16 protein-coding genes are annotated in these 13,488 nt (G+C 64.0%); 7 read left to right on the top strand and 9 right to left on the bottom strand.

What is annotated here, in order from left to right; all coding sequences use genetic code 11:
* Positions 1–735: recombinase family protein (locus G6020_RS15975; protein WP_241732775.1), on the top strand; the 735-nt coding region annotated here is incomplete at its 5' end.
* A 43-nt stretch (positions 736–778) separates the two neighbouring features.
* Here G6020_RS15975 and G6020_RS15970 read toward each other — a convergent pair.
* On the bottom strand, positions 779–1,183 hold the full coding sequence (locus G6020_RS15970) for a hypothetical protein (RefSeq protein WP_182611277.1): 405 nt from the start codon (positions 1,181–1,183) through the stop codon (positions 779–781).
* Between the two features lie 677 nt (positions 1,184–1,860).
* On the opposite strand from G6020_RS15970, the gene G6020_RS15965 reads away from it, so the two are divergent.
* The 5 genes from G6020_RS15965 to G6020_RS15945 all read left to right on the top strand — a co-directional run bounded on the left by G6020_RS15965 (position 1,861) and on the right by G6020_RS15945 (position 7,242).
* Complete coding sequence (locus tag G6020_RS15965; RefSeq protein ID WP_182611276.1) at positions 1,861–3,048, top strand: HEPN-associated N-terminal domain-containing protein; 1,188 nt, start codon at positions 1,861–1,863, stop codon at positions 3,046–3,048.
* Positions 3,049–3,137: 89 nt separating this feature from the next.
* Complete coding sequence (locus G6020_RS15960) at positions 3,138–3,890, top strand: ATP-binding protein (protein ID WP_182611275.1); 753 nt, start codon at positions 3,138–3,140, stop codon at positions 3,888–3,890.
* A 181-nt stretch (positions 3,891–4,071) separates the two neighbouring features.
* Positions 4,072–5,088, top strand: a complete 1,017-nt coding sequence (locus tag G6020_RS15955) for a magnesium and cobalt transport protein CorA (protein WP_182611274.1) — start codon at positions 4,072–4,074, stop codon at positions 5,086–5,088.
* A 137-nt stretch (positions 5,089–5,225) separates the two neighbouring features.
* On the top strand, positions 5,226–6,584 hold the full coding sequence (locus tag G6020_RS15950; RefSeq protein ID WP_182611303.1) for a potassium transporter TrkG: 1,359 nt from the start codon (positions 5,226–5,228) through the stop codon (positions 6,582–6,584).
* A gap of 19 nt (positions 6,585–6,603) precedes the next feature.
* Positions 6,604–7,242 carry an NAD-binding protein gene (locus G6020_RS15945; RefSeq protein ID WP_182611302.1) on the top strand — a complete coding sequence of 213 codons (639 nt, stop codon included), beginning with the start codon at positions 6,604–6,606 and terminating at the stop codon, positions 7,240–7,242.
* Positions 7,243–7,634: 392 nt separating this feature from the next.
* On the opposite strand, the gene G6020_RS15940 is transcribed toward G6020_RS15945, so the two are convergent.
* The 5 genes from G6020_RS15940 to G6020_RS15925 form a co-directional block, all read right to left on the bottom strand.
* A complete protein-coding gene (locus tag G6020_RS15940; RefSeq protein ID WP_182611273.1) occupies positions 7,635–7,919 on the bottom strand; it encodes a hypothetical protein in 285 nt (94 codons plus the stop codon).
* A 1,278-nt stretch (positions 7,920–9,197) separates the two neighbouring features.
* On the bottom strand, positions 9,198–9,323 hold the full coding sequence (locus tag G6020_RS17465) for a hypothetical protein (protein ID WP_277815297.1): 126 nt from the start codon (positions 9,321–9,323) through the stop codon (positions 9,198–9,200).
* 183 nt (positions 9,324–9,506) lie between these two features.
* On the bottom strand, positions 9,507–9,839 hold the full coding sequence (locus tag G6020_RS15935) for an Lsr2 family protein (protein WP_095719436.1): 333 nt from the start codon (positions 9,837–9,839) through the stop codon (positions 9,507–9,509).
* A gap of 145 nt (positions 9,840–9,984) precedes the next feature.
* Complete coding sequence (locus G6020_RS15930) at positions 9,985–10,242, bottom strand: Txe/YoeB family addiction module toxin (RefSeq protein WP_017836491.1); 258 nt, start codon at positions 10,240–10,242, stop codon at positions 9,985–9,987.
* A gap of 1 nt (position 10,243) precedes the next feature.
* Complete coding sequence (locus tag G6020_RS15925) at positions 10,244–10,525, bottom strand: type II toxin-antitoxin system prevent-host-death family antitoxin (RefSeq protein ID WP_069388805.1); 282 nt, start codon at positions 10,523–10,525, stop codon at positions 10,244–10,246.
* 398 nt (positions 10,526–10,923) lie between these two features.
* On the opposite strand from G6020_RS15925, the gene G6020_RS15920 reads away from it, so the two are divergent.
* Positions 10,924–11,493, top strand: coding sequence for a hypothetical protein (locus G6020_RS15920; RefSeq protein WP_107749286.1), 570 nt, complete (start codon positions 10,924–10,926; stop codon positions 11,491–11,493).
* 282 nt (positions 11,494–11,775) lie between these two features.
* Here the strand turns inward: G6020_RS15920 and G6020_RS15915 are convergent, their stop codons facing one another.
* From G6020_RS15915 to G6020_RS15905, 3 genes are all read right to left on the bottom strand, one after another.
* Positions 11,776–12,063, bottom strand: coding sequence for a PLDc N-terminal domain-containing protein (locus G6020_RS15915; RefSeq protein ID WP_182611272.1), 288 nt, complete (start codon positions 12,061–12,063; stop codon positions 11,776–11,778).
* Between the two features lie 95 nt (positions 12,064–12,158).
* Positions 12,159–12,758 (bottom strand): hypothetical protein, encoded by a 600-nt coding sequence (locus G6020_RS15910; protein ID WP_017836479.1) that lies wholly within the window; start codon positions 12,756–12,758, stop codon positions 12,159–12,161.
* A 291-nt stretch (positions 12,759–13,049) separates the two neighbouring features.
* On the bottom strand, positions 13,050–13,403 hold the full coding sequence (locus G6020_RS15905; protein WP_069388802.1) for a hypothetical protein: 354 nt from the start codon (positions 13,401–13,403) through the stop codon (positions 13,050–13,052).
* Between the last annotated feature and the right edge of the window lie 85 nt (positions 13,404–13,488).

The raw sequence follows: 13,488 nt of genomic DNA, 5'->3' as shown, positions 1-13,488 counted from the left end.
GGCGAGGAGGTGCTCATCGTCAGCCGTGGGAAGGTGCGGACTCGATTCCGTCGCCGGGACGAGTTGGGCTGGAACTTTCGGGTGGAGTCGACGGACTCGGAGAACATCATCGAGCGGAAGTCACCGCCGCAGACAGGTCCGAAGCTCGCCCGCCGGGTCTCGCGCCCTCGTGGGCAGCGGGTGGCGTACGTGCGGGTGTCGGCCGCGGATCAGAACGAGGCGCGTCAGCTCGAGGCGGTGGGGGAGTGCGACCGGGTCTATATCGAGAAACAGTCCGCTCGCTCGCGCGCCGATCGGGTGAAGCTCGAAGAGTGCATCAGGTACTTGCGAGATGGTGACGAGTTGGTTGTTGCGTCGATGGACCGTCTCGCGCGCTCGCTCGTTGATCTCAAGCAGATCGTTGGTGAGATCACCGCGAAGGGTGCGAGTGTGGAGTTCGTCCATGAGCGGGCCACCTACGCTGCTGGCGCTCAAGATCCTCGGGCAGACCTGATGCTGTCGCTGCTCGGGGCGTTCGCCGAGTTCGAGCGGGCCATCATCCGCGAGCGCCAGGCCGAGGGAATCGCCATCGCCAAGTCGAAGGGTAAGTACAAGGGGCGCAAACGCGTCCTGACGGCCGAGCAGATCGAAAAGGCCCGGGCCCGCGTCGAGGCGGGGGAGGGGCCGTCGGCGATCGCCCGAGATCTCGGAGTGGGTCGATCCACCCTCTACCGGGCACTCCAGCGACAGGCATGAGCTGGACTTTCAGGCGAGAATCGTGCCATCTCAAGCGGGGCGATCAGGCAGTGTCACCTAGACCGTCCAGAATCTGCCTCTGCTGTTCGAGGTACTTCTGGAGATCTACGACTTGGGGGTTCCTGGAGAAATCGATGGGGAGTTCGGTGTCATTCGCTGCGGCGAGGTCCCTGGTGTAGTCGGCAATCGGCTGCATCAACATCAGTAGGTTCGGGTTCGTAATCACCTCGCGCAGGCGCTTGCCTGGCAGGGATTGGACTGCGGACCACGCGGCCTGGAGATCGTCGATCACGACGCCCGTGACGGACCCATCTCCCGTCTGAACGACGTAATGCTGCAGTGCGGACCAGAAGCGCCGGATGCTCTCATCGCTGGCGGCCTTCCTCCTCCGCGCTTCCCGACCGGCGAGGGCGACCGCGCCGACCGTGACGGCTGCGGCGATGCCCACACCGCCGGCTGTGACCGGGTTGGCTCTTGCCAATGCGAGAGCGCGGTCTGCAGCGGAGGAGCCCGCGGCGGAGCTTTTCTTCACGGATGCGACAGCTCCGGCCGCAGCGGGTGAGCTTGTTGGACCGTCGACTTCATCGAGGAACGCGAAGAATTGTCCAGCCAAGGTGCGGACAACACTGCCGTTGCGGACCAGTTGCCCGGCCGCGATACCTGCCGCAATTTCCGGCGGTATCGCGAGACGCACATCCACCATCTGAGCTGCCCACTTCCCTTACCTGAAGCGCCCTCTGGTGGCGCTTGATCTTTAAGAACAATAGTTATCAGAAGGGTCCGTCACGAGAGGGCGAAGAGAGGGCCATCGACGAGCATTTCGGAAGCCATCCAGCAGCCTGAACGCACGAGGCGATCGCCTCGATGGGCGCAATCGCTCTACCGCTAGCTTGGCGTGCTGAACATTTAGTCGCCAGTTGCCTGGCGTTCTGACAGAGGATCTGAGAGTCGGTGACCTGCGCCTGAGTGGGACGGGATCCTCACTGACGGTGATCTCTCACGGCCAAGGAAATGAGAGCGTCATTGATCGTGCGGAGGCATGACCGGAAAGGTCCACCGAGTACATCGTCGGCACCCGGGGCGTTCTCGGTCGCGCGGAACGATGCGCCGCGGGATGATCTCGAGATGGGCATGTCGAAACGCATGGTGATGCAGACCGACGAGCAGGGCTGGTCCTGCTCCGATGCTGTCGTCTGTCCGCAGTGCCTCGACGAACCGATCCTTAAGCAGGCGGTCCATCACGCCGCTGACACCCCGCTCGGACCGTGCACGTTTTGCGGTCGGGGCCGAGACACCGCTTCGCTCGATGTCATCCTCGAGCTAGTCGTTGACGGTCTGAGGGAGGAGTACACCGACCCGATTAACGAGGCGTACTACGACTCCAGCGAGGGCGGGTATCAGACCACGACGCAGGACACCGAGGATCTGCTCGTCGAGCACAACGTCAGCAGCGATCTCGCCGTCATTCATGCGATCGCGGGGAGTATCCATACCGCCGAGTGGTGCGACCGCGATCTGGCCCTGCCGCCGGTGGGTATGGGCCTTGCGTGGAGCTGGGACCGGTTTCGTGAGGAGGTTCGTACGCGGCGCCGCTACACGTTCCTGCTGCCCGACCCTGCCGACGAAGACGAGCCGGGGATGCATCTGGTGCACGCGGTTCCCGCCGCCGTCATCAAAGCCGTCCAACTCGCCGATCTGGTGATCGACCTGTCCGCCGGTGGCACCTGGTGGCGCGTGCGGGTCGGCGAGGCGGAGGAGAAGTTCACCACCGCCCGCGACATCGGCCCACCGCGGTCGGAGTACGCGCGCAGCAACCGGATGACAGCGGCGGGGATCAGCGCGTTCTATGGCGCCTCAACACGTGCCGGCGCCGTCGGGGAAGTAAGCAAGTACGCCGAGCCCGGCAGTGGGCTCAGCGTGGGTGAGTTCGCTCTCCACCGTGAGCTGCGGGTACTCGATCTGCGTAAACCGCCGTCCGTCCCGTCCCTGTTCAACACGGTGGACAGGTCCCGGAGGCCGGCAACCGTGTTTCTGCGAGAGTTCATCAAATCGATCCGTGAACCCACCCGCCCAGGTGGCTCCGCGACTGAGAGTGAGATCACTTACATCCCGACCCAGATCATCACGGAGTTCCTGCGCTACGGCCTCCCCGAGGGGCCGGTCGACGGCATCCTATGGCGGTCAACAGTGGACGAGAAGGTCGACTGCTGTGCACTGTTCGCGACCTCCGAGCAGTGTGCGGACCGCGGGGGCGAGACGCCAGACACCTGGCTTGTCCTCGACCGCAGGACGGTCACCCACCAGGCAATTTGAGGTGCGCAACCGGACTCCCGACCAAGAGGGGACCTTTCGACCGCGCCGGAGCGGGACTAACGCTGGCGTCTGACCCGTAAGTTCAGCTGATGACCTTCACAGCCCTTCACCGAGCAGTCGGCGCCCCACCCGGGCCCATCTCTGGCGACATGCTCAACCAGGCGATCGCGGAAGGGGTGGAAGAGTCTGCTGAATTGGACTGGAAGCGACAGCTACCCGAGCGGTCCGATCTCAAAAAGTCTGACATCGATAAAGACATCGCGGCGATGGCGAACTCTGGGGGAGGGATCATCGTTTACGGCGTGCTTGAAACTGACAAGCGGGCATCCTCGAGGCATGACGCAGGCACCCTCGATGAGAGGTATCAGCAATCCCTGAGACAGATCGCGTTCAGTTCCATTACTCCGCCCGTATTGGATCTGCGAGTTCACGCAGTCAGCACGGTTGTGCCGCGGGCGTATGCGATCGAGGTTCCAGCTAGCAACGACGGGCCGCATCTGATCTTCAACAATCAGTACTTTGGTGCGCCTTTCAGGAACGATGCCGACACCATGTGGATGGGCCAGAGGCAGCTCGAGTCAAGCTATCGAACACGCTTCGATGAGCATCGATTTGCGACCGCGGCTATCGAAAAGCTCTATGAAGACGCCGCGTATGGGCGAACGATGGAGAGCGCCTGGTTGATCGCGGTAGCGCGGCCGAGAGTCCTGCCGCACCACAGGGAGAATCACGTTGGGGAGGTTCACGCTCTTCTAGACGATGCAGAGAGGCTTACCCTCTGTCCGTGTGGTGAACCGGTCCGGGTAGGCGAGAGTCCGTGCGTTTCCGGGTGGGTCGGCTGAGCTGCCGTTGGATCTCGTCCGCCTTGTGGCGGGGCTGTCGGAGTCCGCCTGGGGGCGGGCGGTATCCCGTACTTCGGTGCGGGCGCAGGGAGTATGGCCCAAGGGGCGGGGTACGGTCGTGGTGGTGTACGGACTGCCAGCGGGGTAGGTCAGCGCCTGGACGAGAGCCTTGGACGCAGTTGTGACAACGGTAGATAACGCGGTGTACAAGAACGGGCACCGGACTGCGGACCCGGTGGACCTCGATGAGACCTTCGAGTTGATGCGACGCCGCGCTGGGATGGCCTGGATCGGTATGTACAGGGCCGATCCGGGTGAGATCCACGCGGTATCCGAGGAGTTCGGATTGCATGAGCTGGCCGTGGAGGATGCCCTGCGCGGTCATCAACGAGCCAAGCTCGAACGCTATGGGAACAGTCTATTCGTGGTCCTGCGTCCGGCCCGTTATATCGACGCTGATGAATCAGTCGAGTTCGGTGAAGTACATGTCTTTGTCGGGCCTGACTTTGTGGTCACGATCCGGCAGGCCGAAGCGCCCGATCTTCATCGGGTCCGACGAAGGATGGAAGGCGATCCCCAGTTACTGAGCTTGGGGCCGCAAGCGGTGCTCTACGGGATTTTCGATGAGGTTGTGGACCAGTACGCCCCAGTGGTGGCCGGTCTGGAAAATGATATCGACGAAATCGAGGATGAAATTTTCTCTGGCCGCACAGATGTTTCTCGGCGCATCTACGAGCTATCGCGGGAAGTGATCGAATTCCAGCGTGCGGTCGATCCGTTGGCGGGGATGCTCGAGGCGTTGCAGCGGGGGGCGCAGAAGTACTCGATGGACGACGAGTTGCAGCGGCGTCTCCGCGATGTGGAAGACCATGTGATCCGCATCAGCGAACGAGTCAGTGGATTCCGGGTGCTACTGCACAATGCGCTAACAGTGCAGGCCACCCTGGTTGGTCAGCGCCAGAATGACGAAATGCGACGATTGTCTGAGTCAAGCCTCGTGCAGAGCGAAGAGGTCAAACGGATCTCGTCGTGGGCAGCGATCTTGTTCGCGCCGACGCTGGTGGGAACCGTGTATGGAATGAACTTTCAAACCATGCCCGAGTTGGCTTGGAGGCTCGGCTACCCGTTTGCGTTGGTTCTGATGTTGATAATGGGACTGGGTCTGTATCTCGTCTTCAAAAAGAAAAAATGGCTCTGAGCTAAGCACGTAGATGCTGCCTCGTCCACTGTGCTCGCCTGTTGGCGGGGGCCGGAGGTCGAGATGCTGCGTGTGGGTGAGCGGTAGGTCTACAGTTTGTCTTCGTGACTGTGGGTGGGCGGGTGTCACCGTCTGTAATGCGGCGATTGGCGGGGCGGGCGAGCCTGAGTCCTGCCCGGGTCGTGGCGTTGAGTTTCTCTGTGGCGATCGTGGTGGGGACGGCGCTGCTGCTGCTGCCCACCGCGGTGGTGCCCGGCCGTGGCACGAGTGTGACCGAGGCGTTGTTCACGGCGACCTCGGCGATGTGCCTGACCGGATTGATCGTGGTGGACACGCCTGTTCACTGGTCGGGGTTCGGCGAGGCGGTCATCCTGGGGCTGATCCAGGTCGGCGGGCTGGGGATCATGACCCTGGCCTCGATGGTCGGCCTGATGCTCGCCAACCGCATCGGGTTGAAGGCTCGGATGAACACTGCAGCCGAGGCCAGAGCTGCCGAACTCGGGGACGTCCGCGATGTCGTCATCGGTGTAGTCCGGATGAGTGTATTGATTGAAGCGGTCATCGCGGTAACCCTGGCGGTTCGCTTCGCGGTCGGGTACGACGAGCCCGTGTCGCGGGCAGTGTGGCTGGGGGTGTTCCACTCGATCTCTGCGTTCAACAACGCGGGGTTCGCCCTGTACAGCGACAATATGATCAGCTTCGCCACCGACCCGTGGATCTGTGTGCCGTTGATGGTGGCCGTGATCCTGGGAGGGCTGGGCTTCCCGGTCTTGTTCGAGGTGGGGCGGCGCCTGCGCCAGAGCCCGGCGCAGAGGCGGGAGCGCCCGCGATGGAGCCTGCACACCCGCCTGACCGTGCACGTCACGGCGATCTTGCTGCTGGCCGGGTTCGCGGCGGTCCTCGTGCTGGAGTGGACCCGCACCCTGCAGCCGTACGGGTTCGGGGGCAAGGTCCTGGTGGCCGCGTTCCAGGGGACGATGCCCAGGACCGCCGGGTTCAACAGTGTCGACTACGCCCAGATGGACGAGGCGACCCTGCTGGTGACCGACGTGTTGATGTTCATCGGGGGAGGCAGTGGCGGCACGGCCGGTGGGATCAAGGTGACGACCTTCGCTCTGCTGGTGTTTGTGATGATCGCCGAGGTGCGGGGCGAGAAGTCGGTCACGATCTTCGACCGTCGCGTGGACACCCGCGTCCAACGCCAGGCGCTGGCCGTGGCACTGATCGGAATCGGGTTGGTGATGGTCTCGACGATCGTGCTCCTGGCGGGCACGCCGTTCGGGCTCAACGTGCTGCTGTTCGAGGTCACTTCCGCGTTCGCCACCGTCGGGCTGTCCACGGGCATCACCGCGCAGCTTCCCGAGTGGGGACAGTGGATACTGATCCTGCTGATGTACTTGGGCCGGATCGGTCCGATCACCATGGTCAGCGCCTTAGCCGCTCGGCAACGTGGCCGCCGGTACGACCTTCCCGCAGAGAGGCCTCTCATTGGCTAGGAAATCAGCTCCGGACGCCGTGGCAGTGCTCGGTCTGGGCCGGTTCGGTAAATCGCTCGCCCTGGAGTTGATGGCCCAGGGGGCAGAAGTGATGGGTATCGACGCAAGCGACACCGTCGTCCAGAAGATCGCTAGCCGGCTCACTCATGCGGTGGTGGCTGACACCACCGACGAGGAGTCCCTGCGTCAGTTGTCGGTTCACGAATTCGACCGGGCGGTGGTGGGGATCGGCTCCGATCTCGAGGCCAGTCTGCTGACCGCTTCGGCCCTGATCAACATCGGGGTTCCCAACGTATGGGCGAAGGCGATCAGCAACTCCCATGCCAGGATCCTCACGCAGATCGGCGTCCATCACGTCGTGCGGCCGGAACACGACATGGGAAAGCGGGTGGCCCACCTCGTCCGCGGGCGGATGATCGATTTCATCGAGTTCGACGACGGATTCGCCATGGTCAAGACCACCGCCCCGGCGTTCGCGACGGATCGCAGTCTCGGCCAGACCGCCATCCGCACGGACTACGGCGTGACCGTGGTGGCGATCAAGCGCCCAGGAGAGGGCTTCACCTACGCCGCCGCCGACACAACCCTTCACCCGGGAGACACCATCATCGTCTCAGGCAAGGTTCGCGACACCGAACGCTTCGCAGAACTGCCCTGACCCCCAGTGCCCTGGCAGCTCCTGCAGCGCCTGACTAAGGCCGACGACCGTGTCGTCCGGGTTAACTTGAGGCCGTCTCACATCTTCAGTAGCACCGTCTCGGGCGCGCACGACCCGGGACTCACACCGACGAGGGGGCCAGGTTTGGCGCAGCAGCGATGGACCGTGAACGGTCTCGGCTATCACTCGGAGGTCTTTTCCGAGGAGTTGCAGTCATGGGTGAAGGTCAGCAAGGAGGTTGCCTGGCCATCTGGACCGGTGGAGGTGACCGGCTTCACCGACAGCGGCGAGAGAGTCACGCTCCGGATGAACCCAGGGGAGACCTTGCTGGTTCGTTAGCGGTCCTGGTAGGCGCGGTATTTTAGCCGGGCCGACCGGAGTGCGGCGTTGTTCTATGTGGTGCTGTGGGTCGCAGCAAAGATCAGGAACGCCACGAACAGTGCGGCTAGCGCCAGGCTGATGCCGATGACGGCGTCGCGCTGGTTCGACGCCTCGCCTCGGTCTACGCGTTCAAGGCCAATCCATCCGGATACGAAGGCAACCACTGCGGCGGCAATGGGGATGGCGCCGCCGATGAAGGGCACGAGAGAGGCTAGCGCGGCGACGATGCCGGCAACCAGAGACGTGATCCCGGCGCCGTTGCGGTACGAGGTCCCGGTGAGATGATCCTCGGGCATGGGGCCTCCCATCGCACAGTCGGGTGAGCGAATAGTACTTGCAGCTATTGCGCGATGACGAAGGGCTCGACGCCAGCTGGGCCTGGGTGCTAGTACCAAGACAAGCGAAGATGGGGTGTGCATCTAGTCTGGGAGTCGGTCCTCGTCCTCGGGAACCAACACGACGCGATCAGTGCGCTCGGTGCGGCAGCCGTGTCGGGTGAGTATCGCTAAGAACCGGGCGGCATCGTCTGCTCGCGACCGCCGCTCGGGCGAGTGGTCTCGGGCGCTTACTGATCAGGTGTCGGGTTTTGAGGTGTCGAGTTCCAGGCGCGGGCTGGGTCCAGGACGCTACGACGCGTCCAGGTCACCTAGGCCAGCCCTGGAAGAAGGTCTGGCTGCGCGTTCCGAGCCATCGTCTAGCGCTTCGCGGAATGCGCGAAAGAGTCGCAGGAAATGCGAATCAAGACGAAAAATCGCAGGTAAGAGCAGTAGTCGCCATGCCGTCAGTGGCCTGAGTTCGACATCCACCATGCGGTGGATTAACGACTCGATGTCCTCCTATACGCAGGTCACGTGCGGCCCGAACTTGAATGAGCTGCGAGCAGTTCGGGGAGTGGTCGAGTTCGCGAGATGGGCAACTCGGCACCGTTTGGTGGAAGCTCTGCGTATCGGCTCCGTGCGTATTCGCGCCTTCCCGCTGGAGGCCGACGGAGAACCCCGCGGCCATACAGACTGCACGACAATTGCTGGTCGGACCAGCCGTACGCCATCAGCTAGAAGCGCCAGCTGATGGCGCCGCAGTCGGCACGGTTCAAACTACGTCGTCCTGGTCAGAGTGATCCAGCTGCATTGGAAACCACCGAAAAGACCGTCTCATCTAGTGAATCGATGATGCAACTGGCGAGTCTGTCCGGTAGTCCGCGCAGGTCAACGACATGTGGAGGATCGCTTTTCGGGCCGCCTAGAGGCACGATGTCCGGGTCGAGACACCTCCATGCGCCGTCCTGGGTTGGGTTATTGCGCAGGTCGGGGAGGGCCTCGAATCCGCGCACGGGTGGAGGGTTCAAGGTCCGGGGATGATTCATCTGATGCAATACGCAGACATCTACTGATCAAGTGCCGGGTTGCGAGGTGTCGAGTTCCCGGCTGTGGCCCGGCCAAGACGCCATGGCGCACGGCTTCCTTTACGCCGGCCCTGGGAGTGGGGGCGGGTGTGGGTTCCGGCTGATTTTTATGTGCTTCGCAGAATTTGCGAATGTGTCGCAGAAAATGCGAATCCTGGTGAAGGGCCGCAGGTCAGAGCAGTCGTTCGCATACTGTTTGCGGCCCGGGTTCGACATCGGACAGACCTCGGATCATCTGCGCGGTGCGCACCTGCTCGCAGGTCAGGCGCAGCCCGAGTTCGAACGAGCTGCGAGCCATTCGGGGAGGTGCCGAGTTCGCACAATCTACAACTCGGCATCGTTGGCTTGTCATAATCATTATTATCGGCGTTAACATTGTTGCTGGCCAGGGCGCGTTTCTGAAGCATCGACCGCCCATGGCAGGTTATTCGACTGTCCGGGCTGGGTCGGTTCTGGCTTTGGTTGGCGCCCTGCTGTCGATCTAGTTGGCGGCTGTATACGCCTGCATCACGTCGGCGGGGATTCGTCCGCGGTCCGAGATTTCGTAGCCCTTGTTGCGGGCCCAGTCGCGGATTGCTTTGGTGTCCCCAGACGTGGTCGTGTTTTTGCGGGCCGTCCTGGCCGTGTTTCCGGTCACTCGGTGGCCGGCCTCGATGTATGGTGCTACGGCCTCGCGGAACGCCTGGGCGTTGTCATCGCTGAGGTCGATGGAGTATTCCCTGCCTTCAAAGGCAAAGGAGATGGTGTTCGACGTCTCGCCCAGGTCGGTTCCATCGAGATCGTCGATGTATCTCACCTGAAATTGTTGAGCCATTGTTTCCCCCTACTGTGGTGGCTGTTATTGCAGGGTCACAGTATGCATCAAAAATATGTGCGCTACGCGATCGCATTCGTCGGAGCTTCACGCCGATTGCTTTTTGCTACCTGGGCCCCGGTCGTCCGGGACTTCGGGTTTGGGGTCATCCATAGTGGTAGCGGCAGGTGGCGATACGGACTTCCGTTTCGGTCACTTTGTAGACGAGTCGGTGTTCGTCGGTGATTCGTCTGGACCAGTATCCGGCGAAATCGTATTTGAGGGGTTCGGGTTTGCCGATTCCTTCATTGCCGTTGCGAGTGATGTCCTGCAGGAGCAGGTTGATCCGTTTGAGGATCTTGCGGTCCTGTTGTTGCCACCAGAGGTAGTCCTGCCAGGCGTTGTCGTCCCAGACCAGCAGCACGTCAGTCCGCGCCAAGCAGGTCGCTAGCCTCGGCGTCGAGCAGGTCGCGAGCCTGGCCACGGCCATCCTCGAGCCTTTCCATCGCATCCAGGAGCCGACGGGCGTTGGCCGGGGATCGCATCAGGTGGGCGGTCTCGCGCAGGGACTCGTAATCGTCGAGGGAGACCATCACCACGGGTTCGTGACCGGCACGGGTGATGACAACCTCCTCGCGGTCGTTGGTGACTCCGTCGAGGACCTCGGCGTAGCGCGCCCGGGACTCGGTGTAACTCATGGTCTTCATGTCGAACCTCCTGTACGTAAAAGTGTACGTAGCGCGAGCGTGCGACGCAATCGCTTCCCTCGCAGCTGACGGCGCTACTCCCGAAGGGCCGATCCGCGGGCTGTTGGTGCGCCGTCGGGGTGCCGACGCGTGGCGGGCATTGCGATACCGAATCCGGCAGCGAGCTCGCCCCCGGCATGGGCGCGTCGGCCCTAGCCGCAGAGCGGGCAGGAGGGCCCCGCTGCCGCCTCTCTCGCGGTGGGGCGCGGCTCGGCGGCCGGGAAGAGTGTGTCGAGGAGGAGTCTCGGGCCGGATTTCAGCGCAAGAGTGCGTGCCGCTATCCCGGCGGACGTGCGTGGGGTAACATAGGTAACAAGAAACGATACCGGTTACCTGTTACCGAGTGTGGGGAGAGTGCGATGTCGACGTCGGAGAAGATCGCCAGGGCGTATGGGGTGCTTGTCGCGCGGGGAGACAAGATCACTGTCCGCAGCGTGCAGCGCGAAGCAGGGGTGCGGATCGGCGAGGTGGCCGCGTGGATGCGTGAGCACGCGGCCGCGGCCACCGGTGATGTGCCAGAGGCTCCGGACCTGTCGGAGGCGATGTCGGCGATGGTGCAATCGGTGTGGGCCGCGGCGTGGAAGCGGGCCGCGGAGCAGGCGGATGAGGCGACCGCGGTGGCACTCGATGCCGCGCGCGCGGGCGAGGCTGACGCTTTGACCGCGGCGGAGCGCGCTGTCGCGGAGAAAGACGAGGTTGTCGTCGCGCTCGATGGCGCAGCCGAAGAGGTCAAGGCGTTGCGGGCCGAGCTCGAGCAGCTGCGTGGCCAGCTCGAGACAGTGCGCCAGGACGCCAGCCTCGCGCGCGCCAAGGCCGAGGAGGCCGATCGGGCCCGGGTACGCGCCGAGGCGACCTCGGACACGCTGCGTGAAGTGTTGGACTCACTACGTGATGGACCTCGCGAGGCAGGCCCGGCCCCTAAGCCGTGAGCGCAGCTGGCTCCCCACCAAGCGGCCCCGAGTGCCGAGAAGTGGCAGCCATAGGTGGGGGCAGGATCAGGCTCGGAGGGCGCCGCTCCCCCGGCGGACCGGGGTGGTCGGATGTTCCTGGTCGCCGGTCACACGGTCGCCCCGGTTCGTTCGGCGATGAGACGTGCCATGCGGTGTGCGCGTGCGGTGCGGCCCAAGCCGCCCGGCCGCCCAGGGGATGATCGGGTGCCGGTCGCTATTGCGGTGGGGTGCTTTTACTGGATGGTGCTACGGCCTTGTCGATCACCGGGGCGAGGTGATCGTGTCGCGGACGGTGTTGTCGCTGCTGCGGCGGCGAGGACCGAGTAGCGCGTACAGGAGCACTCCGAGAAGCGGGAGTGCGAGGATGACGAGCGCCCAGGCCCAGTCATATGTAGTCCGTCGGTGTCTTGCCAGGTGAATGAGGGCGAGGACATCCAGGACGATCATGCCTACCATCGCCGCGCTCCATGCGATGTCGTACGCCGCCGGAATGGTGATCTGCGAGGCGTCTTGCGGAAGCGTGGTGGTGGCAAGTGGGAGAACGGGCATTGTTGATCCTCGGTAGGGGTCGGTGGATCACCGGTTGTCACTCGGTGTCGTACCCATCGTCCTGGAGTTGGCCTCCCCGTTGTGGAGTTGGTGGACTACCAGAGGCTCCACGGTTGCCCGGTGGCGATGGCGTCGTCGATGCGGTGATCAATAGTGTGCGCTGGCTCGTCTGCGGCGATTGCGGTGCGGATCGCCTCTGCGATTGCGCGGGAGAGGCCGGCTGGACCGCGGGTGTCACCGAGGGGACTGTTCGCGCTGTGTCGTCGCGTGAGGTAGTCGGCGCGGTTGTCGCCGGCGGTGCCTAGCCGTAGATGGTTCGGGTTGGTGCAGCCGGCGTAGTCGCAGCGGTGGCACAGGATGGGGTCGGTCAGGGCGCTCCAGCCGAGTCGGTCGATGATGCCGTGCGCGAGTTGGTAGGCGTACAGGTGCGCGGGGACGGTGCCGCGGCGGGAGAGCCCAGGCAGGCTGGCGGCGCGGAAGGAACCGTGTCCGGTGGAGGAGATCGCGCCGATCCAGGGCCAGCACTGGTCGGGGCCGCGGCGGTAGCGCTTGTTCTCGAACCGTTGCCGGGTGGCGGGGTCGGTGAGCCAGATGCGCCACAGTGTCGCCGGGGTGCGCACCGGCCGGGGATCGCCGAGCAGAGAGAGCTGCTGCGTGTCCGGTGCGGCCGGTAGAGGGAACAGTGCTGCGGTCATCGGGGCCTCGAGGGTGTTGAGGGAACTGTTACCGGGTGGGGCGAGGATAGGTGTCAGCTACGACAGCGTCGGCGATGGCCGGGCCCGCACGGTTGCGCAGTGTCCGCTGGTGGGTGCGCCCGGCGGCAAGACGCCGGGCGCACTCTAAAGAGCGCGTTGTGGAGCAGGCCCGGTAACAGCTCCCCGCTTAGACTCCCCCGCCCTGCCCGAGGCGCCGAGGGGTAAAGACACTGTCGCAGCGGGGCAGGAGTCCATCCTTCGACCCCGGCAGGGCGATCGGGCCCGAGGCGCTCACGCCACGTTGCGGTCCCCAGTGGCCTCCGCCGGGGCCTCATCGTGCGTGTCCTGCGCCGAGGCAACCTGCTCCTGTTGGTCGTCACCCAGTGTGTCGAGGGCCGTCTTGATGTCGCGGGTGGAGATGCCGAGGAGTTCGGCGATCTCGCCGCGCGGTTCGCCCTCGTCGATGAGAGCCTTGATCGCCTCTCCGGCATCGAGGCGAGCCTTGGCGATCGCGTCGGCGGCGGTGAAATAGCGGGTGGCCGCTGCCTCGATGCGCTCGTCGCGCTCCCGGCGCTTGCGCTGCTTCTCGGCGAGCGCCTGCCTGGCGCGGTTGCGGGCGCTGGTCTTGTCGGAGGTCTTAGCCACGGTAGTCGCTTCCCTGTAGTCGAGCTGGGCCTGTTCTCGCCACCCAACTCTAACGCTGCCGACGATCGCACACCAGAGCCTGCTA

The sequence above is a fragment of the Dietzia sp. B19 genome (assembly GCF_014145155.1).
Lineage (GTDB): Bacteria > Actinomycetota > Actinomycetes > Mycobacteriales > Mycobacteriaceae > Dietzia > Dietzia natronolimnaea.
This window is presented reverse-complemented; position numbering and strand designations above follow the sequence as displayed.